Annotated in this window: 16 protein-coding genes; 5 read left to right on the forward strand and 11 right to left on the reverse strand. The window is 64.4% G+C overall.

Annotated features, from left to right (window positions below; translation table 11 throughout):
* Positions 1-158: 158 nt before the first annotated feature.
* Genes FGK64_RS19405 through FGK64_RS19415 form a run of 3 tightly spaced genes read left to right on the forward strand, consistent with a single transcriptional unit; the run spans position 159 to position 4685 of the window.
* Positions 159-2312: a TRAP transporter permease gene (locus tag FGK64_RS19405; protein WP_246057834.1), complete on the forward strand. Its 2154-nt coding sequence runs from the start codon at positions 159-161 to the stop codon at positions 2310-2312.
* Positions 2313-2331: 19 nt separating this feature from the next.
* Positions 2332-3312, forward strand: a complete 981-nt coding sequence (locus FGK64_RS19410; protein WP_138865525.1) for a TAXI family TRAP transporter solute-binding subunit — start codon at positions 2332-2334, stop codon at positions 3310-3312.
* A 20-nt stretch (positions 3313-3332) separates the two neighbouring features.
* Positions 3333-4685 (forward strand): class-II fumarase/aspartase family protein, encoded by a 1353-nt coding sequence (locus FGK64_RS19415; RefSeq protein WP_138865526.1) that lies wholly within the window; start codon positions 3333-3335, stop codon positions 4683-4685.
* Between the two features lie 322 nt (positions 4686-5007).
* On the opposite strand, the gene FGK64_RS19420 is transcribed toward FGK64_RS19415, so the two are convergent.
* The 7 genes from FGK64_RS19420 to FGK64_RS19450 all read right to left on the reverse strand — a co-directional run bounded on the left by FGK64_RS19420 (position 5008) and on the right by FGK64_RS19450 (position 11842).
* Complete coding sequence (locus FGK64_RS19420) at positions 5008-5520, reverse strand: RES family NAD+ phosphorylase (protein WP_138865527.1); 513 nt, start codon at positions 5518-5520, stop codon at positions 5008-5010.
* Positions 5520-5867 (reverse strand): MbcA/ParS/Xre antitoxin family protein, encoded by a 348-nt coding sequence (locus FGK64_RS19425; protein ID WP_138865528.1) that lies wholly within the window; start codon positions 5865-5867, stop codon positions 5520-5522. The genes FGK64_RS19420 and FGK64_RS19425 overlap by 1 nt, the downstream gene beginning before the upstream one ends.
* 123 nt (positions 5868-5990) lie before the next feature.
* The gene (locus FGK64_RS19430; protein ID WP_138865529.1) at positions 5991-6716 is read right to left on the reverse strand and encodes an IclR family transcriptional regulator; all 726 of its coding nucleotides are present in this window, start codon (positions 6714-6716) and stop codon (positions 5991-5993) included.
* 42 nt (positions 6717-6758) lie between these two features.
* Positions 6759-7673: an SMP-30/gluconolactonase/LRE family protein gene (locus FGK64_RS19435; protein ID WP_210236589.1), complete on the reverse strand. Its 915-nt coding sequence runs from the start codon at positions 7671-7673 to the stop codon at positions 6759-6761.
* Complete coding sequence (locus tag FGK64_RS19440; protein WP_138865531.1) at positions 7673-8908, reverse strand: CaiB/BaiF CoA transferase family protein; 1236 nt, start codon at positions 8906-8908, stop codon at positions 7673-7675. The genes FGK64_RS19435 and FGK64_RS19440 overlap by 1 nt, the downstream gene beginning before the upstream one ends.
* Entirely contained in the window at positions 8905-10818 is a 1914-nt protein-coding gene (locus FGK64_RS19445; RefSeq protein WP_138865532.1) for a TRAP transporter permease, read from the reverse strand. Before FGK64_RS19445 ends, FGK64_RS19440 begins: the two co-directional genes overlap by 4 nt.
* A 22-nt stretch (positions 10819-10840) precedes the next feature.
* Positions 10841-11842, reverse strand: coding sequence for a TAXI family TRAP transporter solute-binding subunit (locus tag FGK64_RS19450; RefSeq protein WP_171054148.1), 1002 nt, complete (start codon positions 11840-11842; stop codon positions 10841-10843).
* 142 nt (positions 11843-11984) lie between these two features.
* Between FGK64_RS19450 and FGK64_RS19455 the strand changes: the two genes are divergently transcribed.
* Complete coding sequence (locus FGK64_RS19455) at positions 11985-12950, forward strand: hydroxymethylglutaryl-CoA lyase (protein ID WP_138865534.1); 966 nt, start codon at positions 11985-11987, stop codon at positions 12948-12950.
* Between the two features lie 44 nt (positions 12951-12994).
* Here the strand turns inward: FGK64_RS19455 and katG are convergent, their stop codons facing one another.
* Complete coding sequence (gene katG, locus FGK64_RS19460; RefSeq protein ID WP_138865535.1) at positions 12995-15190, reverse strand: catalase/peroxidase HPI; 2196 nt, start codon at positions 15188-15190, stop codon at positions 12995-12997.
* A 191-nt stretch (positions 15191-15381) separates the two neighbouring features.
* Between katG and FGK64_RS19465 the strand changes: the two genes are divergently transcribed.
* Positions 15382-16308: a hydrogen peroxide-inducible genes activator gene (locus FGK64_RS19465; protein WP_138865536.1), complete on the forward strand. Its 927-nt coding sequence runs from the start codon at positions 15382-15384 to the stop codon at positions 16306-16308.
* Here FGK64_RS19465 and FGK64_RS19470 read toward each other — a convergent pair.
* From FGK64_RS19470 to FGK64_RS19480, 3 genes are read right to left on the reverse strand one after another with little or no spacing between them, the layout of a single operon-like run.
* Positions 16305-17795, reverse strand: coding sequence for an SRPBCC family protein (locus tag FGK64_RS19470; protein ID WP_138865537.1), 1491 nt, complete (start codon positions 17793-17795; stop codon positions 16305-16307). The genes FGK64_RS19465 and FGK64_RS19470 overlap by 4 nt on opposite strands.
* A gap of 2 nt (positions 17796-17797) precedes the next feature.
* Entirely contained in the window at positions 17798-18238 is a 441-nt protein-coding gene (locus FGK64_RS19475; protein WP_138865538.1) for an SRPBCC family protein, read from the reverse strand.
* Between the two features lie 15 nt (positions 18239-18253).
* The gene (locus tag FGK64_RS19480; protein WP_138865539.1) at positions 18254-20446 is read right to left on the reverse strand and encodes a flotillin family protein; all 2193 of its coding nucleotides are present in this window, start codon (positions 20444-20446) and stop codon (positions 18254-18256) included.
* Positions 20447-20471: the final 25 nt, after the last annotated feature.

Consider the following 20471-nt stretch of genomic DNA (forward strand, 5'->3'; position numbering starts at 1 on the left):
CAGGGGCTCCGCCTTCGCGGAATCGTAAACGAGCGATTGACTTCGATGCCAGAATAGATCAGCTTGTCTGCACAAGCAAACTTGTTCGTACAAGTTGATGCAAATTTCCCATAGCACGGTCTGCCGGGTGCTTTGAGGATGCGCGTAGGGGAGGAAAAATGTCGGAGGTAAGCACCCAGGCCGGTGATCCTGCCAACGCGCCGATCCGCGCGGGCGAGATCGACAAGGCGTCGGACTACGATGCCGAAGGGTATGACCGCAGATTGAGCCCGCCGGCCATGAGCCTGATCATGGTCGCCTCGGTGCTGTATGCGATGTTTCATCTGGCCGTCCTGAATTTCTGGGCCATCGATGAATGGATGTTCCGGGTCGTGCATGTCAACATGGGGGCGTTGATCGCCTTTGTCGCCCTGCGCGGCGTCAAGGGCGAGCGGATGGACGGCGTCCCGCTGCGCGACTGGCTGCTGATTGCGGCGGCGGTGGGCTGCACCGTCTATATCCAGATCAACCTTGACCAGTTGCTGATGCGGACCGGAGTCATCACGACGACCGGCGATTTCATCTGCGGCGTGCTGGGTACGCTGCTGGTAATGGAATTCGCGCGGCGCACTTCCGGTCTGGTGCTGCCGCTGATTTCGCTGATCTTCGTGTCCTACATCTTTGCCGGCCCCTGGCTGCCGGGCGTGCTGCACCATGCGGGTTTTCAGATCGAGAACGCCTTTTCGTATCTCTACAGCCAAGAGGCGATCTTTGGCATGACCACGGCGGCCTCGTCACGCTACATCATCATCTTCGTCGCTTTCGCGGTGTTCCTGCAGGCCTCGGGCGTCGGGGATTACTTCATGAAACTTGCGATGACCCTGTTTGGCGCGGCCAAGGGCGGGCCGGGCAAGGTTTCAGTGTTTTCGGGGCTGTTCTTTGGCACGATCTCGGGCTCTGCGGTGGCGAATGTGGTGGCGTCGGGGACCTTTACGATTCCGCTGATGCGGCGCCTTGGGTACAGCCGGGACGATGCGGGTGCGATCGAGGCGACGTCGTCTTCGGGCGGGCAGCTGGTGCCGCCGGTGATGGGCGCCGGCGCTTTCATCATGGCCGAGATCACCGGCATCCCCTATTCCGAGATCATCCTCGCGGCGGCGCTGCCCTGCCTGCTGTTCTATGCGGCGGTGTTTCTGAACGTCGACAAACACGCGCAGCGCAACGGGCTGATCGGCGTACCAAGATCGGACTTGCCCTCGCTGCGCAGCCTTGCAGGCGACGCGTTTCTGCTGCTGCCGCTGTTCGTTTTGCTGCTGCTGTTGCTGAGCGGCTATTCGATCATCGCGGCGGGAACCTGGGGGCTGGTGTCGACCCTGCTGGTCATGATGGTGCGCGACCTTGGGCTGTCGAGCCTTGTTCTGGGCGTGCCGGTTGCGGGCTTTGCCCTGGTGCCGCTGGTCGGGCTGCCGGTCAATGACAGCGCGGCCATCGCAACACTTGTCAGTGCGGTGGCGTTCCTTGGCCTTGCAATCGCAAAGGGCAATGCAGCGGCGATTCCGGGCATGGTGCGCGCGCTGTTTGCGACAAGTGCCACAGGCCTGTCGGATACCACGCGCAAATCGCTTCAACTGATTTCCGTCATGGCCTGCGCGGGGATCGTCGTGGGCGTACTTGGGTTGACCGGCCTCAGCGGGCGGTTCTCGGCGGTGTTGTTGCAGGTGGCGGGTGACAGCCTGTTCCTTGCCTTCCTGCTTGCCATGGCGATTTCCATCATCCTTGGCATGGGTATGCCGACAACGGCGGCCTATGCCATCGCGGCGTCGGTGGTTGCGCCGGCGCTTCAGAAAATGGGGGTCGCGCCGCTGGCCGCGCATATGTTCGTTTTCTATTGCGCGGTGATTTCGGCCATCACGCCGCCCGTGGCAATCGCCTCTTTCGCGGCCTCGGCCCTGTCCGGCGGGCAGCCGTGGAGTACCTCGGTGCGCGCCATGCGCTTTGGCCTCGCCGCGTTTCTGTTGCCTTACATGTTTTACACCAGCCCGCAGATCCTGCTGCTGGGCAGCCTTGGTGGCGCGGCCGTTGTCTTCCTTACAGCGCTTGTGGCGGTTTACCTGCTGGCCTGCGCCGGTGAGGGATACCTGTACGGGGTACTGACGCTTCCTGAACGCGGGCTGGCGATGTTGGCCGGAGCGCTTCTGCTGTGGTCCGGGTCGCTCACCGACCTGGTGGGGCTGGGGCTTGGGGCGGCTTTGATCGTCTGGCGCCGCAATCGGCGCGCTCGGCCCGTCGCAGCCGGTGGCCAGGGATCACATTCAACAACAAATCAAACCTGAATTCATGATGGAGGAAACCATGAGTAATATCGGACGGCGCAAGGGGATTGCCATATTGGCACTGGGGATGCTGTGCCTGGGGCAGCCGCTGATGGCGCAGGACAAACCGGCCTCGATGACGATCTCGACGGCATCGCCGGGTGGCGTTTACGCGATCTACGGCGAAGGTATCGCCAAGATCCTCAGCGACACGATCGACGTGCCCACGTCGACCCGCCAGACGCAGGGACCGGCGCAGAACCTTGTTCTGCTGCAGGCAGGACAGACCGATCTGGCCATGGTCACGACCGGTCCGGCTTATGAGGCGATGGAGGGCAAGCTGGAGCTGGCACCGGGCAAGCCCTATGCCGGGGTGCGCGCCCTGTTCGCGATGTACCCGACGCCCTTCCAGATGGTCGCGCTGACGTCGAGCGGTATTGCCTCGCTGGACGACCTGAACGACAAGCGGGTCGGTTTTGGGCCCCGCGCGGGAACCGGCGGCACCTATTGGCCGCGCTGGACAAAATCGATGGGGATCGACACCACCGCGCAATTCGGTGGCAGCAGCGATCAGGCGGGACAGCTTGCCGATGGCCGGTTGGATGCCTTCCTGCTGGCGGGTGGTATTCCGCATCCCTCGATCACCGAGCTGGAGACGACTCAGGATGTCACGATCTTCGGGATGTCGGCCGAGATCCAGAAACAGATCCTGGCGGCCAACCCCTACGCGGTGCCCTTCACGATTCCGGCAAGCACCTATTCGTCGGTGGATGCAGATCTGCAGACCGCCGCGATGTGGAATTTCGTCGTGGCCGACGCGGGGATGTCCGACGACCTGGCCTATCAGATCACCAAGGCGGTGCTAGAGAACAACGAGGCGCTAAAGGCCACCCACGCCGCCGCCAAGGACACGATGGCAGAGAATATCTCTCAGAACACCTTCATCCCGATCCATCCCGGGGCGGCGAAATACTATCGCGAAATCGGGGTCGAAATTCCCGACGCGCTTGTCGGGAAGTGACAGAGAGGACCTGAAACAAGATGGACTCGATCGGCGCCGGGATCATTGCGGGAACGACAGGCTATCGTCGTGCCACAGAAGCGTTTTCCGAAACGGCCACGCTCGAGGCCTATCTGAAATTCGAGCGTGCCCTGGCCGAGGTTCAGGGCGCGCTTGGGATTATCCCGAAGGGGTCGGCGGACAAGCTTGTGGCGCTTTGCCAGCTTGAAGCCGTCGACCGCGCCGCGCTGCGTCTGGGTGTGGCGCGTGTCGGCTACGCGATCGTGCCGCTTGTGTCCCAGCTGGCCGACAAGGCGGGGCCCGATGGGCAATGGCTGCATTTTGGCACCACCAGTCAGGATGTGATGGACACCGCGCTGGTTCTGCAAATCCAAGCGCTGCGCGGTCCGTTGGTAGATGCGCTGAACCGGGTGCGGGCCCGGTTGGGCGATCTGGCAGATGAACATCGCAACAGCGGCATGGCAGGGCGGTCAAAACTGCAACATGCCGCGCCGGTCTCTTTCGGGTATCGGGCGGCGGTCTGGCTGGATCAGGTTGCGCGCTGTGGTGACCGTTTTGTCGCGGCGCTGGACGAGGTCGCTGTTGTGCAGTTCGGCGGGTCGGTGGGAACGCTGTCGTCCTTGGGCGATGACGGGATCAGAACGCGCGCCGGGCTGGCCCGCCAGCTTGGGCTGGGCGAACCGGAGATCACCTGGCATGTGACGCGGGACCGGCTGTCAAACCTGGTGTTTCAGATCGCCTCTGTGCTGGGGGCGCTCGCGAAGATTGCCGACGACATCATCTTTCAAATGGCGACCGAGGTGGCCGAGTTGCGCGAACCCTTTGCCGACGGGCGGGGCAGTTCCTCGACCATGCCGCAGAAACGCAACCCGGTGATGAGCGAGGCGGTGATCGAGGCGGCGCGGCAGGCGCGCGTCCTGCCGGGGCAGATGCTGGATGCGATGGTGCAGGGGCAAGATCGCGGCATCGGGCAAAGCTATATTGAATCGCGGGCCATCGCCGAGGGGATGCGGCTGCTGTTCGGGGCCGCAGAGCTGATGGGCGAAATCCTTGACGGTCTGGAAGTGGACAGCGCCCGGATGCGCCAGAACCTAGATGTCAGCAATGGGTTGATCCACGCAGAAGCCGCGATGTTCGCCCTCTCCGAAGGGCATGGACGGATCGCGGCGCATCATCTGTTGCACCAGCTGTGTCGCGAGGCCATGACCACGGGCCGCCCTTTGCCCGCGTTGCTTGGCGAACGTGGCTATGATCTACCCGCCGAGGTCTTTGATGCGGGGATGTCACAAGCCGCGCGTGACGACATGATCGACCGCGTTTTGGCGCGCGCAATCGCACCTGGGCCCAGCATTATCGGCCCCCCGAGCGGATAGCTGCTGAGCGGCTCTTTCAGCGAGGTCACGGAAACAACGCAGAGCATCTTGTCGCCGTGCCCGTGCACCAGCCGCGCGGTGCCGTGACATTCGCCCGCCAGATCGGCCAGCCCCGGCCACTGTCCCCGCGCCAGGCCATTATCCCAGTAAACCGCGCCTGTTGCGAGCCGAAAGCGTGCTACGCAGGGCCGAATGCGCCCCGTCTGCCCGATCTTCTGAAGGGTCTGCCGGATGGTCTGCAATACGGTGCGTGCGCCGGGGGGGGCGCCATTACCGAAACTTGCCTGCAATCGGGGTTCTTCGGCGTGTCGGCGTAAGGGTTCTAAAAACGGCCCAGGCGGTTTTCGTCGTCGGTCACCTCCAACGTCAACCCCGTGCCGCTCCAGCGCCACAGGACGAGGTTCAGGTGGCCTGCCGTCGCGCCTTTGGCAAAGCTGCGCACCAGAAGGCCAGCAAACCCCTCGGCGATCAGCTTTTGCGATAAATCCTGAGTTGGCACGGGCTGCCCGCCAAGCATCGCCGCGCGCCAACCCGGATCGGCCAGCGTTTCGGCATCTGTCGCATAATCGGCAAGCTGAGTGGCATCGCGGGTGTCGAAGATTGGCCCAAGATCGGCCCGGTAGGACACCAGCAACGTTGGCTGCAGGCTGCCAACCTGGTTCGCCTCGCGCAGGGCCGCTGCCGGATCAAGCGCGGTGTAAAGCGCCGGTACGCCCTTTCGGTTGAACCGCCCGCCATAGAGTTCCGCGCCGCGTCCCGACAACGGGTCGCGCGCATAGACCGGGTTCAGCGCGCGAAAGAGCGCGCCGTCATACCGTCCGTCCGTCAGAGGCATCAGGCAAACACGCCCGCGTCCACGGCATCGATGTATTCCAGCACCTGCTGGGCCTTGCCATCCTGAACCAGTTGCATGGCCGTGCGCCCGTCAAACCCGGCCAATGGCTCTGAGCGATACCAGGCATAGGCCATCAGGCCCGAGCCAAATCGCGGCTCGACCTTGTTCAGCACCTCGACAAGCTCGCGCAGGCGGCGCTGGGTCTTGTCGGCCTGAATTCGGGTGCGCCGCTGCAACGCGTCCTTGCTCAGCCCGATGGTCATGGCGATTTCATCAGCAGAGGTGCGGAGCACGGCCGCGATCTTGCGCGGTTCGAACTGACCCGATTCCGAAAACTGTGCGATCATGCTGAGGTTGCCTTATCACTGATATTCACGCAATATAGCGTCATTATCGCTGAATTTCAAGTCAGGCTGGCGACATTCAGGAAAGCCGCTGCGCGAGGCTATCGGGCCACGGGCTGACCGGGTTCAGCCGACCGCCTGACCGGGATGTGCGCGATAGCCCAGCTGCTCTGACAGTTTCTGTGCCTGCAACCGGATTTCGCGCAGCGCTTCCTGGCCTGCGTCGCCGTCAAATCGTTCCAGCAGGCCAACGACCGAGAGCGCGCCGATCAGCTCTCCCTTCGGGCCAAGAACTGGCGCGGCGATGGCCGAGGATGTCCTGTCGCGTTCCCCGCGCGAGATGTAATAGCCCTGCGCGCGGACCTGGTCGTACAAGTCACCCGGCTCGCCCGTGAAAGCACAGAGCACATGGCCCCCTGCGCCCGAATCCAGCGGCAGCATGGCGCCTTCTTCCAGATGGTGGCGCAGCATCCGCCGGGCGTGGTGCCGATACAGGCAGACGCGGTGATTGCCCTGCCGCACATAAAAGGTAGAGGTTTCGTCAAGCTGTTCGGTCAGATGGGCGAGAACCGGGCGGACATAGGTTTCAAGGCGGTAGGAGTTGTGAAAGATCACACCAAGCCGCCACAGCGACGGGCCCAGCCGGAAATATCCCTCTTCATCGCGGTGCAGATAGGCATAGCGTTCAAGCGAGGCCGCCAGCCGCAGCAGGGTCGAGCGATAAAAGCCCGTCCGCTCGGTCAGCTCCTTCAGGGTCAGCTTTTCAGTGCCGTCGGCAAAGGCCTCCAGAATATCCAGAGCCCGCTCGACGGCTTCGACCTTCTGCATCCCGCTTCCTGTGTCTTTTCCCATGACGATCTCTTGCCATGCGGATGCGGTATTTACCAGAACGCGCTAGCGAAATGGCAGCGGATCGGCCGCGACATCCATCTGCGCGCACAGGATCGTGCCGGTCGAACTGTCGGTGATGAACATCCGGTCCATATCCGGGCCGCCATAGGCCAGGTTGGTGGTGGTCAGGCCCCGGCAGGATCGCACGATGCGGCGCGGCTGGCCCAGCTTGTCGACCTGAAAGATGCAGCCAAGACCGGCATGGGCCACAGCGACATTGCCGTCGCGGTCAAGCGCCATGCCATCGGGGCCGGAATTGCCGCCGAAAAAGCGGGCAAACACCTGCACCTTGGTGGTGCCGCCTTCCGGCAGCAGTGGCATCCGCCAGACCTCGTTCGAGCGGGTCATGGCGACGTAAAGAAATTTCTCTTCCGCATCGAGGATCAGCCCGTTCGGCGAGGGGCCGTTGCTGATCAGGCAGTCAAGCTGCCCGTCGGCGCCAAGGCGATAGACCCGGCCGGTTGGGTCGTGCATCCCGGTCTGGCCCTGATCGGTAAAGTACAGATCGCCGTTGCGCGCGAAGATCAGATCGTTCGGCCCCCGGAACCGTTCGGCCCGGCGACGTTCCAGAACCGGCGTGACCTGCCCGCTGTCGCGGTCCAGCCGCATGATCCCGTTGCGATAATCGGCCAGCCAGATGTGCCCGTCCGGCGCGAATTTCAGCCCGTTGGGTTCGCCATCATATTCCGCGACCTGGGTCCAGGTGCCCGACGGGTCAATCCGAAACACGCGGCCATGCGGAATGTCGGTGCACCACAGGTTGCCCTCGGCATCAAAGGCCGGGCCTTCCAGGAAGCTGTCCAGCGGCGCGCCCTTGTTGGCTGCGGCCCAGGCGGTGTCGCGCCCGGTGCGGCGCAGCTCGGTGGGCATTTCGGTGAACACCTCGGTCGCGATTTCGGGCGGGGGCAGCATCCACATCAGCGTTTCCTTTCCGATTGCGACAGCACGCCAGAGGCCGTCATCGCGGCGACCTGTTCGGGGGAATAGCCGATGTCGGCCAGAATGTCGGCCCCATCGGCCCCGATCGCCGGCAGATCACCGCGCAAGCCGAACCGCGCGCTGCCAAAGCCGATGGGCAGGGCCGGAAGCGCCATTTCCTTGCCATCGTCCAGCGTCACATCGACCAACCCCCCCGAGTCGACCAGATGCGGGTCCGTCTTCATGGCATCCGGCGTGTTCACATCGGCCCAGGGCAGCCCGGCGGCATTGGCGGTGTCCACGATACGGGCGCGGGGATGTGCCTTCAGCCGCTGTGCAAGTTCGGGCACCAGGGTGGCGCGCGCGGCGACGCGGTCGGTGTTGGTGGCGAGCCGCGCATCATGGCCCAGATCGTTCCACCCGAAGGCGTTGCAAAGGCCCTGCCATTGCTTGTCGGTCACCGCCGACAGGAACAACTGTGCGCCGTCCGAGGTTTCGAAAATGTCGTAGACACCCCAGGCGGGGGTGCGCAGGCTCATCGGTTGCAGGGGTTGTTCGGTGATCGCCGATTGCGCCATGTGCTGACCGACAAGGAACACGCAGTTTTCGAACAGGCCCGAGGTGACGTATTCGCCCTTGCCGGTGGCATTGCGACGGTTCAGCGCCGCCAGCGCGCCGATGGCGCCGAACATGCCGCCCATCACATCGTTCACCGAGGCCCCCGCGCGCATCGGCTTGCCGGGCAGCCCGGTCATATAGGCCAGCCCCGCCATCATCTGCACGACCTCGTCCAGCGCGGTGCGTTCTTCGTAGGGGCCTGCCAGAAAGCCCTTGAGCGAAACATAGATCAGCCCCGGATTGATCTGGCTGAGTGCCTCATACCCGAACCCCATCTTGTCAAGCGCACCGGGGCGGAAGTTCTCGGTAAAGATATCGGCCGTTTTCACCAGATCGCGGACAACCTTGCGGCCCTCATCGCTTTTGATGTCGATGGCGATGCTTTTCTTGTTGCGCGAGAACATCGCGAAATAACCGGTGCCCGATCCGCCAAGGCGGCGGGTGTTGTCGCCCTTGCCCGCCGGTTCGATCTTGATGACCTCGGCGCCAAGGTCGGCCAGCACCAGCCCGCAGGCCGGACCCATCACCATATGCGAGAATTCGACAACCCGAATGCCGGCAAGCGGCAAGTCTTCTGTCGCGACAGCCCGGGCCGAGGTGGGGTGTGCGTCCTTCATGAAAGGGCCTCCGAATTCTGTTTCTGACGGTGCCGGGTCAGCAATTGCCACCCCAGCGCAAGAAGGATGACGATGCAGCCCGTGACGGTGGCGGCCATGTCGGGCCAGACGATGCCGACGCTGCCTGCCAGCAGCAGGGCGCGTTCGGGCAGGGTCAGCCGGGTCAGCCCGTGGCCCGCCAGCGCGGCGGTGGTGGCGATGATGGCGACGCAGAACACCGCGATGGCGCCGATGGCCGGTTGCACCCCGCCTTCGAACATCAGCTCGGGGTGGTAGATCCACGCGATGGGCAGGATGAAGCCGACAAAGGCCAGCCGCATCATCTGTGCAGCGGCGACCAGTGGCGAACATTGGGCGATGGCGGCAGCGGCGAACAGCGCCAGCGCGACAGGCGGTGTGATCGCCGACAGGACGGCATAGTAGAAGATGAACATATGCGCCTGAAGCTTGTCGATCCCCAGCTCGGTCAGCGCGGGGCCAGCGATGAAAACCACCGTCAGATAGGCCGCCGCCGTGGGCAGGCCCATGCCGATCACGATGGCGCAGGCCGCTGCCAGAAGCAGCGCGAAGAACAAGGTGTCGCCGCCCAGCGAGATGATCGACTGGTTCAGTTTCACGCCCATGCCGGTGGCAGTGACGCCCGCCAGAACGATTCCGATGGCGGCGCAGATTGCGGCCAGCGCCAGCCCTTCCCTGCCGCCGGAAACGACCAGATCCTTCCACGCCGTGAATCCGGGGCGCAACTGCGGGAACAGCGTGGCAACCCCCATGGTGGTCAGCGTGGCGAAGAACCCGGCGTAGGTCGCGGAAAAGCCGGAAAACAGCAGCGCCAGCAGCATTGCGAAAGTGGCGAACAGGGTGACGCCCTGGGCCATGCGCTCGGGAGTCCAGCCGGTGGCCTCGGCCCCGGCGCCGGTCCCAAGGGTCAGGTCCAGCTTGCGGGCCTGCAGCGCCACGGCCACGCTGAGTGAGCCGATGAACATCAGCGCGGGCGCAATGGCGACCAGCATGATGGTGGTATAGGGAATGCCCGTGACTTCGGCCATGATGAAGGCGCCCACGCCCATCACCGGCGGCAGCAACTGCCCAACGCAGCTGGCCGTCGCTTCGACCGCCGCTGCGAAGGGCGCGGAAAAGCCTGCGCGCCGCATCATCGGGATGGTCAGCACCCCAGTCGAGGCGACGTTGGCCGGAGCTGATCCGTTGATCGAACCGAACAGCGCCGAGGCGATGACCGCGCATTGCGCCGGCCCCGAGCGCAAGCCGCGCGTCAGGTGCAGCGCGATGAAGTTGAAGAATTCGCCCGCCCCCGTGATCCGTAGCGCGACCCCCAGCAGGATGAAGATCCACACCACGTTGATGACAGAGGTAAAGGCCACGCCATAAATGCCCTGCGGCGAATAGACGAGTTCAAGGATTTCCTCGGTCCAGAGCGGGCGGTGATTGAGCAGGCCCGGGATCAGGTGGCCAAAGAACAGGTAGGCGGTGAAGATCAGGATCACGCCCAGAAACAGCAGCCCTTCGGCCCGGCGGGCAGCATCGATCACCGCGATAATGCCCACGGCATAGCAGATCAGATCGGCGGTATTGGGAAGACCGGCGCGCATGGCGGCGATCTCTCCGTAGTTCAGCATGTAATAGACACCCGACCCGATGGCGAAGCCGATCATCACCAGCCGCACCACCACATCGCCCCAGAAGATCAGCGCGCCCCGCGCCCGGTCGGGCCAGCCGCGCCCGGCCAGCACGGCGATCAGCGTCAGCGTCAGGAACATCGCGTTCATCAGGTCTGACGAGAACCGCCCGAAAGCGGTAGTATAGACCAGAAGGGCGGTGATGGCCGAGGCGCAGAGCGCCTCGACGATCTTGCCAAGGCGCTCGGGGCCCGGGCGTGCGGCGGTGGGTGTCATCGGGTGTCTCCGGTGCCGGGACTTACTTCAGCAGTCCGATTTCGCGGAAATACTTCGCGGAGCCGGGATGCAGTTCAGCCGACAGCGCGTCGATTGCGGTGTTCGGATCCAGCAGGCTCAGCTGGTCGGAACTGGCGCGCATCTCTTCCACGTTGTCCCAGACGGCCTTGGTGATGTCATAGGCGGTCTGTTCGTCCATGTCCTTGGACACCACGATCATCATCGGGAAGGTCCAGCAATAGGCCGGGCCATCGGCCACCACATCGTCGCCATAGGCTTTTTTCAGCAACTCGGCGGGCACTTCGCGGAAGACATAGTAATCGCCGTTGGAAATGGCGCCGCGGAAATCGGCCAGCTTCTCGGGCTCGGGCGAGATGAACCGCACCTGCGCCTGACGCGACAGGTTGAACACGCCTGCCTGCGGCACGCCGCCCCAGACCAGCGTGGCGTCCAGCTTGTTGTCGCCCAGTTCTTCCAGCGCGGCGGTGTAATCGATGTATTCCGGCGAATAGTCGCTGTCGGCATCCAGGCCATAGGTCGAAAACAGCACCTGCGACACGCGCCCGCCATTACCGCCCGGACGCCCGATGCCAACGCGCTTGCCTTCCAGATCGCCCAGGGTCTCGATCCCCGAATTCGCGAGCGTGACGTATTGCGCCATGCCGGTCGGGATCGCGAACAGCGCGCGCAGGTCCTTGTAGGCGTTGATCAGCCGTTCCGGATCTTCCTTGAAGCTGCCCTGCCCCGCGACGGCATCGGCATAGTGCGGCGAGCCGATCGGCGTCAGCTGCATCCGCCCCATCGCGACCGAGCGCAGGCCCTTCACGGTGCCCGACCCGCCATCGGGTGTCAGCTGGTACTGGCCGTCTTTCGCCAGGATGTTCGAAAGCGCGATGGCGAATTGATAGTCGTCCGAAGTTTGCGACACCGTTGCCATGTTCAGCTGGGTCTGGGCCACCGCGGGCGCGGCAATCGCGGACGCGGCAAGGAATACGGCGGCAGCCGCGTTTTTGAATGTGAGCATAAGCTCCTCCCGATTAAAAAGTCTGTCTAGCAGACTTATGTTCTCCACAATAGACATTTGAGCGGAATGCAGGCAAAGTGTCAAGCACAGGATGACTCGGCGCTGCCAGCCCGGCGGCGCGCAAGGCAGGAGGAACAGCCAGATGGCAGCACACACAGGAACCGTTCTGATCAGCGAAGTCGGCCCGCGCGACGGGTTGCAGGCGTTGAAACGCACCATGCCGACCGAGGCAAAGATCAACTGGATCAAGGCACTGGCGGCTGCCGGTCTGACCGAGATCGAAGTCGGCTCTTTTGTCAGCCCCAAGCTGCTGCCGCAGATGGCCGATTGCGCACAAGTTGTTGCGGCAGCGCGCGAGATTCCGGGGCTGACGGTTCTGGCGCTGGCCCCCAACCTGAAAGGCGCGGCCGCCGCGTTTGACGCGGGCGTGCACAAGGTTTCGCTGCCCGTGTCGGTGTCAGAGAGCCACAGCAAGGCGAATATCAACCGCACCACCGAACAGGCGATTGCGGCGATTGCCGACATCAAAGCGCTGCGTGATGGGCTGCCCGACGATACGCCGGGCGCGAAAGCGGGCATCGAAATTGGCCTGTCCACCGCCTTTGGCTGCACCATCGAAGGCCCGGTGCCCGAGGATCGCGTGATCCGCATGGCGGCGCTGGCGATAGAGATGGGGGCCGAGGCGGTCGGCCTGTCAGACACCACCGGCTATGGCAACCCGGCGCAGGTGGGCCGCCTGTTCCGTCGCCTGATCGCCGAGATCGGGCTGGACCGGGTGGGCGGCGCGCATTTCCACAACACGCGCGGTCAGGGGCTGGCCAATGTCATCGCCGCGCTGGAGCAAGGCGTGACAACCTTTGACGCCTCGCAGGCCGGGCTGGGTGGGTGCCCCTATGCGCCGGGTGCTACGGGCAATCTGGTGACCGAAGATCTGGTCTGGATGCTGGAATCGATGGGGCTGGATACGGGCGTCGATATCGAGCGTCTGATCGGGGCGCGCGAGGTGTTGCTGGCCGGTCTGCCGGGCGAAACGCTTTATGGGCATGTGGCGGATGCGGGGCTGCCGCTGGGCTTTGAATATGCCAATCAGGCCCGCCCGGCTGCCTGATAGAAATGCCTCCTCGCGGGCGAACCGCGAGGAGGCTGTTCGATTTACGCGGCCACGTCGAAGCGGTCGGCGTTCATCACCTTGGTCCAGGCCGCCACGAAATCCTTCACGAATTTCTCGGCGTTGTCGTTCTGGGCATAGACCTCGGCATAGGCGCGCAGGATAGAGTTCGACCCGAATACCAGATCGACACGCGAGGCGGTGTATTTCACCGCGCCCGACTTGCGGTCGCGGATTTCATAGCTGCCGCCGTCGACCGGGACCCAGGAATAGGTCATGTCGGTCAGCACGTCGAAGAAGTCCGGGGTCAGCGCGCCTTTGCGGTCGGTGAACACACCGTGATCCGATCCGCCGTGATTGGCGCCCATGGCCCGCATCCCGCCGATCAGCACGGTCATTTCCGCCGCCGTCAGACCCAGAAGCTGGGCCCGATCCAGCATCATTTCCTCGGGGCTGACAACATAGTCCTGCTTCTGGAAGTTGCGGAAGCCATCGGCCGCCGGTTCCATCGGATCAAAGCTGTCGGCATCCGTCATCTCGGCCGTGGCATCGCCGCGTCCGGCGGTGAAAGGCACCGGGGTGCTGAAGCCGGCCGCCTTGATCGCCTGCTCCACGCCGACGTTGCCCGCCAGCACGATCACATCGGCAACCGAGGCGCCGGTTTCTGCGGCAATCGGCTCCAGCACCGACAGGACGCGCGCCAGAACCTCGGGTTCGTTCGCGGCCCAGTCTTTCTGCGGCGCCAGACGAATGCGCGCGCCATTGGCCCCGCCCCGCATGTCGGACCCGCGATAGGTGCGGGCGCTGTTCCACGCGGTCGATACCATATCGGCCAGCGACAGGCCCGAGTCGGCGATCTTCGCCTTCACGGCTTCCACATCGTAAGACGTGGAACCAGCCGGGATCGGATCCTGCCAGATCAGATCTTCGCTAGGCACATAGGGGCCGATCCAGCGGGCTTTGGGGCCCATGTCGCGGTGGGTCAGCTTGAACCACGCCTTGGCGAAGGTCTCCGAGAAATAGTCGGGATCGGCGATGAATTTCTCGCAGATCGCGCGATAGGCCGGATCAACCTTCAGCGCCATGTCGGCGTCGGTCATCAGCGGCATCACCCGGATCGAGGCGTCTTCCACGTCGACGGGCATGTCCTCTTCCTTGATCGACACGGGCTTCCACTGCTGCGCGCCAGCGGGGGATTTCGTCAGCTCCCATTCGTGGCCGAACAGCATGTCGAAGAACCCCATGTCCCATTTGGTCGGGTTCGTCGTCCAGGCGCCTTCGGGGCCACCGGCCAGCACGTTGCGGCCAATGCCGCGGCCCTGTTTCGGCATCCAGCCCAGGCCCTGATCTTCGACGCCCGCGCCTTCGGGTTCCGCGCCGATGGTATCGGGCGTGGCCGCGCCGTGGCATTTGCCGATGGTGTGGCCGCCCGCCGTCAGGGCGACGGTTTCCTCGTCGTTCATCGCCATGCGGGCGAACGTTTCGCGCATCTGCTCGGCCGTCTTGGCCGGATCCGGCGTGCCGTTCACGCCCTCGGGGTTCACATAGATCAGACCCATCTGCACGGCGGCCAGCGGGTTTTCCATGGTCGACGGTTTCGAGACATCCTCGTACCGCGTATCGGATGGGGCCAGCCATTCCTTTTCCGCGCCCCAGTAGGTGTCTTTTTCGGGATGCCAGATGTCTTCGCGGCCGAAGGCAAAGCCATAGGTTTTCAGCCCGGCCAGTTCGTAGGCCACGGTGCCGGCCAGCACCATCAGGTCGGCCCAGGAGACTTGGCTGCCGTATTTCTTCTTTACCGGCCACAGGATGCGGCGGCCCTTGTCGGTATTCACGTTGTCGGGCCAGCTGTTCAGCGGGGCGAAGCGGATGTTGCCGGTGCCCGCACCACCGCGCCCGTCGGCCAGGCGGTACGACCCGGCTGCGTGCCATGCCACCCGCGCCATCATCCCAAGGTAGCTGCCCCAGTCGCCCGGCCACCATTCGACGCTTTCGGTCAGGCAGGTGCGCAGGTCGGCTTTCAGCGCCTCGACATCAAGCGATTTGATTGCCTCGCGATAGTTGTAATCGGCGCCCAGCGGGTTCGTCTTGGTGTCATGCTGGTGAAGAATGTCAAGGTTCAGCGCGCTTGGCCACCAGTCCATCACCGTGGCGCCGGTGGCTGTCATGCTGCCATGCAGAACAGGGCATTTGCCGCGGCTGCTGTCATTCAGTTTGCTCTCAACAGAATTGCCATCCATTGATCTTCTCCTTTGGCTGAAACGCGAAATACGGATTCCGGGCGGGCACGGCAGGGGGGCCATGGTGGTCTGCGACACGTCCTCCCCTACGGTCGCGGTGACAGGGTTGCACCCGGTTGATGACCAAGGCGTAACACCTCTTTAGAATTATTTGAATTTGCATTTTCTAATCGCCACGATAACCTGCGGTTATGATAAACGTCACCTTCAAGCAGCTCCGATATTTCGAGGCGCTGGCCCGGCACCGTCATTTTGGCCGCGCGGCCGAGGCCTGCGCCATCTCGCAGCCCGCTCTTTCCGTTCAGATCAAGGAACTTGAGGCGATGTTCGGCGCTTCGCTGATCGAACGCAACGCGCGCGATATTCGCCTGAGTGGGCTGGGCGAGGCGCTGTTGGTGCGCGCGCGCGACATCCTGCGCGCGGTGGACGAGTTGGAGGATCTGACCCGCAGCACCAAGGGCGCGCTCGCCGGGCCGCTGCGGCTGGGGCTGATTCCCACGGTGGCTCCTTACCTGTTGCCGGGCCTCATCACCCATATGGCCCAGACCTTCCCCGATCTGGATGTGCGCCCGCGCGAAACCGTGACACAGACCCTGATCCGCGATCTGATCGACGGGCGGCTGGACGTGGCGATTCTGGCGCTGCCGATTTCGGAACCGGCGCTGGTGGAAACCGCGCTGTTCGACGAGGAATTCGTGCTGGTGCGCCCGCAGGACGATGCCGACAAACCCGTCCCCCGCCCCGAGGCGCTGCGCGAGATGCGCCTGCTGCTGCTGGAGGAGGGCCATTGTTTTCGCGATCAGGCGATTTCCTTTTGCAAGCTGCCAAGTGCCCCGCCGCGCGACCTGATGGAGGGCAGTTCACTCTCGACGCTGGTGCAAATGGTGGGCGCGGGGATCGGCGTGACGCTGATCCCGGAAATGGCGGTGCCGCTTGAATCGCTGAACGCGCGGGTGTCGCTGGCCCGCATGGCCGAGCCACGACCGAAACGCAGCATCGGCATGGTCTGGCGGCGCAGCAGCCCCCTGGCGAAAGAGCTGGCCGTGCTTGCAGAAGAGCTGAAAGGCTTTGTCGCCGCGCGCTTCCAGATTGCCGACGCGGGGCGCCACCCGGCCTAGGCCGTCAGCACAATGGCGCCCGTGGTGCGCCCGTGCTCCAGATCGTCATGCACCTGCGCCACCTGCTCCAACGGGGTCAGAACCGGATCGGGGATGGTGACACGGCCCGCCTCGATGGCGGCAAACAGCCGGTCGGCCTGCATCGTCATCATCGCGCGGTCGGCGATGTAGTGGCCGTAGTTCGGGCGCGACAGCGTCAGCGATTTCGAAGACAGCGGCCCGATCTCGCGCGCGCCGATATCACCCGAGGCCTGCCCGAAGGACACCAGATGCCCGCGCGTTGCCAGCGCGGCGATCGAATTGGCAAAGCTGTCGCGCCCGATGGCGTCGAATACCACGTCGGCGCCGCGCCCGTCGGTCAGGCGCTGCACCGTATCAAGAAACTCTGCCCCGCGCCCGATGGCAACCGCGCGCGCGCCGTTGGCGCTTGCGACCTGCGCCTTGGCCTCGTCAGAGACTGTGGCGATCACCTCGGCTCCCAGCGCGCCGGCCCATTGCGTCAGCAGCGTGCCCACCCCTCCGGCAGCCGCATGGACGACCACGTTTTCACCGCGTTGCAGCCGGTGAACATCGTGCAGCAGGAACCCGGCGGTGATCCCTTTCAGCAGCCCGGCGGCGGCATGGGCACTGTCCAGCCAATCCGGGATGCGCACCACCAGATCGGCCGCCATCGTCCGGGACGAAGCATAGGCCCCCGTGGGCGCGCAGGCATAGGCCACGCGATCCCCCGGCGACAGATGCGCCACCCCCGCGCCGATGCTGTCGACCACGCCCGCCGCCTCCATCCCCGGCACGCCGGGCGGTGTGAGCAGATCGAAATACCCGGTGCGGCAATAGATATCGATGAAGTTCACGCCAATATGGCTCTGCGCGATCCGCACTTCTCCGGGGCCGGGATCGGGGGCAGTAATCTCGCGGATTTCAAGAACCTCGGGCCCGCCATGGGCCGTCATGACTACCGCGCGGGCGCTTTGCCCGGATGCCACGGCCACCGGCATCGGCGTTGGCGCAGGCATGGGGGCCCGCTGAACCCGGATGCGCGCGGGATCGTCGCGGCGCAGGTGGCGTTCCAACGCGCGCATCCCGGCGCGGTAGATGTCATTTGCCACCAGCGCGGTCAGTTCCGCCGCGCGGTCGGGCGGCGGGGAAAATTCGCTGCTCCACTCCCAGAATGTTTGGCCGCCGTCGGTCACCGGCAGCAGGCGGATGGTGGCGACATAGCCATGCAGCGGGAGCGGCGCCTCGATCAGGCAATAGCTCAGTTCCCGCGCGTCGTCGTCCAGGGCTAGCAGCTGTTCGCGCAGGAACCCGCCATCCGTCAGCGTAAAGGCCCGCACCGCGCCCACCGTGTCGGCAGGCACACCGCCTTCGATCTCGCTGCTGGCAATCGCCGGGTGCCAGGCGGCATGGCTGTTGAAGTCGCGCAGCCAGTGCCAGACCTCTTCGACCGGCGCGGCGATGATGGCGCTTTCGCGCACGCGGGCCATGCTCAGCGGCCGCCGAAACTCGCGCCAAGCGCGCTGAACGCGGCCTGGAACACGCCCTTGCCGATCTGCTCGACCAGCGCCGCCTCGCGATCCGGCGCGCAATCGAAATCGGCCTGCCACTGGGCAAAGGTCACGTTGCCATCGGTGACGGGAGTCAGAGTCAGCTTTGCCACGTAATTCTCCACCCCCATCGGGCTTTCGAGGATCGCATAGGTGCAGCTCATGTCGTAGTCCGACAGCGCCAGCAGCTGTTCGCGGATGCGCCCGCCGTCTTTCAGGGTAAAGTTGCGGATGCAGCCCACCTTGTCCGAGGGCTGGTTCTGCTCGATCCGGCTTTCGGCGACGAAGGGCGTCCAGTCCGGCAAGCCGTTGAAGTCCCGCACCCGCCGCCAGACATTGGCGGCAGGCGCAGGGATGACGCTGGACACATATACGCGGGTCATGGCTGTTCCTCTGCCCTAGCGGTCACGGTCGTCATCATCGCGCGACGTGTCGTTCGGCTTTTTCCCTTCGGCCTTGTCGACAAGGTTCGCCATGTCCTTGGCATCGCGCAGCACGTCCGTCATGCGCCCCATCGAGCCGCCCTCGATCCCGATTTCCTTCATCAGGTTGTCGATCATCGGGGCCTGCACGCGATAGCGCAGCGCGGAATCGATCACCTCGTCGGTCACGTTCTTGCGCGGGCCGCCGTCGCCGCCGCCCATGCCGTCGACATGCAAAATCTTGATGCCTTCGATCTTTTCCATCGGGCGGACGCTTTCGCGCACGATGCCTTCCAGCCGCTCCAGCAGCTTTTCGCGGATCCGGGCCTGACGCGCGTGTTCGGACAGCGCATTTTCGCTTTCGTTCAGCGCGCGGCTGCCTTCGGCATCGACCTTGTAGCGGTCGGCGGCGGCAAGGGCCGCGACCTTTTCCGCCTCGGCGCGGGCCAGCGCGGTGATCTTCTGCGCCTCTGCCAGGCTTTTCGCCGCGGTCATCTCGGCCTCGGCGCGGGCAGTGACGCGCAGCGCCTCGCGTGAGACTTCGCGCTCGGTCGCGATGCGCTCGGTCAGGCTGCGCCGCTCGGCCACTTCCTTCTCGCGCGCGGTCAGGGCCTGTTCCTCGGCCTGCACGGCCTTGGCACGCACGGCAGCTGCGGCGGCCAGAGCCGACGAGCGTTCCTGCGATTTCTGCGCCAGTTCCACGGCCTTCTCGATCTCGGCAATTTCCACGGTCCGGTCGCGCGAGACCTTGGCGGTGGCCACGTCGCGTTCCAGCAGGATGCGAGCCTCGGCCACGGCACGGTCGGTCGCCAGACGGGCGCGCTCGATCTCCTCGGACATCGCGATCTCGGCCTCTTCAAAGGCCTGCCGCTTGGCGATCTGCAACGCGTCCAGCCGGCGTTCGCGTTCGATGCGCACCTCGTCCATCGCGCGGTCCTGCGCGATGCGCTCGGCCTCGGTCTGCTGGTTCTGCACGATCTCGTTGCGCTGTTTCTCGGCCTCGGCGCGGGCCACTTCGACGGCTTTGGCGGCGATGGCAATCTGGCGTTCCAGCGTGTGAATTTCCACCGCCTTCTCGCTGGCGATCTCGCGCTCGCGGCGTTCCAGATCGCGCGCAATGCGAACCTTTTCAAGCTCCAGCTCTAGGTTGATCTGTTCGCGCTCGGTCTGCTCGCGGCTTTTTATCTCGGCCTCGTCGATGGCACGGCGGCGGGCGATTTCGCGGCGCTGGGTTTCTTCCTCGGATTTGATGCGCTCGTCGGTGATGGCGCGTTCCTGCGCCAGCCGGGCCTTTTCGATGGCCTCGCGCGAGGACAGCTGCGCCTGTTCGCTTTCCTGTTCGCGCGCGGCCCGTTCACGCACCAGATCGGCACGCTGCGCTGCGCGGCGCACTTCCAGCTCGCGTTCCTGTTCAAGGCGCGCGTATTCCTGATCGCGCTCGATGTCATAGACCTGTTTCTGCGCAGCGAGGTTCTGGGTGCGGATCTCCACCAGCGTGCGTTGCTCGATCTCGTTGCGGACCTTGCGGCGTGCCTCGATGGAATCGGTGATCTGGGTCAGGCCCTCGGCATCGAAGGCGTTCGAGGGGTCAAAGAATTCCAGCGCGGTCTGGTCAAGGTCGGAAATCGCCACCGCGTCCAGTTCCAGCCCGTTGCGCGACAGTGCCTGCGCGGCCAGATCCTTGACCGCATCGGCATATTGCCCGCGTTCCTCGTGCATTTCCTCCAGCGTCATGCGCGCGGCAACCGTGCGCATGGCCGAGGCGAATTTGCCTTCCAGAAGCGACACCAGACCGTCGTCCTGCATGGTGCGGCTGCCCAGTGTCTGCGCCGCCGCCGCCACCGCCTCGCGCGAGGATCCGACCTGCACGAAGAATTCGGCGGTGATGTCCACGCGCATCCGGTTGCGGGTGATCAGCGCCTGACCGTCGCGGCGCGGCACCTCGATCCGGATCACATTCATGTTCACCGGGGTGATTTCATGCAGCACCGGGATGACGAAGGCACCGCCGTTCACCACCACCTTTTCGCCCGCGAACCCGGTCCGCACAAAGGCGATTTCCTTGGTCGAGCGCCGGTAGAGCCAGCGCAGAATGTAAACGGCCACCACGATTGCGATGATGATGACAACCAGCCAAATCAACAGCTGGCCAAAGGTTTCGCCTGACATCTGTGTCCTCCCCTCGTGCAGTGCG

It is taken from the genome of Arenibacterium halophilum, assembly GCF_005938225.1.
Classification (GTDB): Bacteria; Pseudomonadota; Alphaproteobacteria; order Rhodobacterales; family Rhodobacteraceae; genus Arenibacterium; species Arenibacterium halophilum.

What these genes read in the sequence shown, in the direction of transcription:
- FGK64_RS19465 (WP_138865536.1), top strand. Translation starts at nt 15,382, where the DNA reads ATGATAAACGTCACCTTCAAGCAGCTCCGATATTTCGAGGCGCTGGCC.
- FGK64_RS19480 (WP_138865539.1), bottom strand. Translation starts at nt 20,446, where the DNA reads ATGTCAGGCGAAACCTTTGGCCAGCTGTTGATTTGGCTGGTTGTCATC.
- FGK64_RS19430 (WP_138865529.1), bottom strand. Translation starts at nt 6,716, where the DNA reads ATGGGAAAAGACACAGGAAGCGGGATGCAGAAGGTCGAAGCCGTCGAG.
- FGK64_RS19405 (WP_246057834.1), top strand. Translation starts at nt 159, where the DNA reads ATGTCGGAGGTAAGCACCCAGGCCGGTGATCCTGCCAACGCGCCGATC.
- FGK64_RS19475 (WP_138865538.1), bottom strand. Translation starts at nt 18,238, where the DNA reads ATGACCCGCGTATATGTGTCCAGCGTCATCCCTGCGCCTGCCGCCAAT.
- FGK64_RS19410 (WP_138865525.1), top strand. Translation starts at nt 2,332, where the DNA reads ATGAGTAATATCGGACGGCGCAAGGGGATTGCCATATTGGCACTGGGG.
- FGK64_RS19420 (WP_138865527.1), bottom strand. Translation starts at nt 5,520, where the DNA reads ATGCCTCTGACGGACGGACGGTATGACGGCGCGCTCTTTCGCGCGCTG.
- FGK64_RS19440 (WP_138865531.1), bottom strand. Translation starts at nt 8,908, where the DNA reads ATGAAGGACGCACACCCCACCTCGGCCCGGGCTGTCGCGACAGAAGAC.
- FGK64_RS19470 (WP_138865537.1), bottom strand. Translation starts at nt 17,795, where the DNA reads ATGGCCCGCGTGCGCGAAAGCGCCATCATCGCCGCGCCGGTCGAAGAG.
- FGK64_RS19450 (WP_171054148.1), bottom strand. Translation starts at nt 11,842, where the DNA reads ATGCTCACATTCAAAAACGCGGCTGCCGCCGTATTCCTTGCCGCGTCC.
- FGK64_RS19435 (WP_210236589.1), bottom strand. Translation starts at nt 7,673, where the DNA reads ATGTGGATGCTGCCCCCGCCCGAAATCGCGACCGAGGTGTTCACCGAA.
- FGK64_RS19425 (WP_138865528.1), bottom strand. Translation starts at nt 5,867, where the DNA reads ATGATCGCACAGTTTTCGGAATCGGGTCAGTTCGAACCGCGCAAGATC.
- FGK64_RS19455 (WP_138865534.1), top strand. Translation starts at nt 11,985, where the DNA reads ATGGCAGCACACACAGGAACCGTTCTGATCAGCGAAGTCGGCCCGCGC.
- FGK64_RS19445 (WP_138865532.1), bottom strand. Translation starts at nt 10,818, where the DNA reads ATGACACCCACCGCCGCACGCCCGGGCCCCGAGCGCCTTGGCAAGATC.
- FGK64_RS19415 (WP_138865526.1), top strand. Translation starts at nt 3,333, where the DNA reads ATGGACTCGATCGGCGCCGGGATCATTGCGGGAACGACAGGCTATCGT.
- katG (WP_138865535.1), bottom strand. Translation starts at nt 15,190, where the DNA reads ATGGATGGCAATTCTGTTGAGAGCAAACTGAATGACAGCAGCCGCGGC.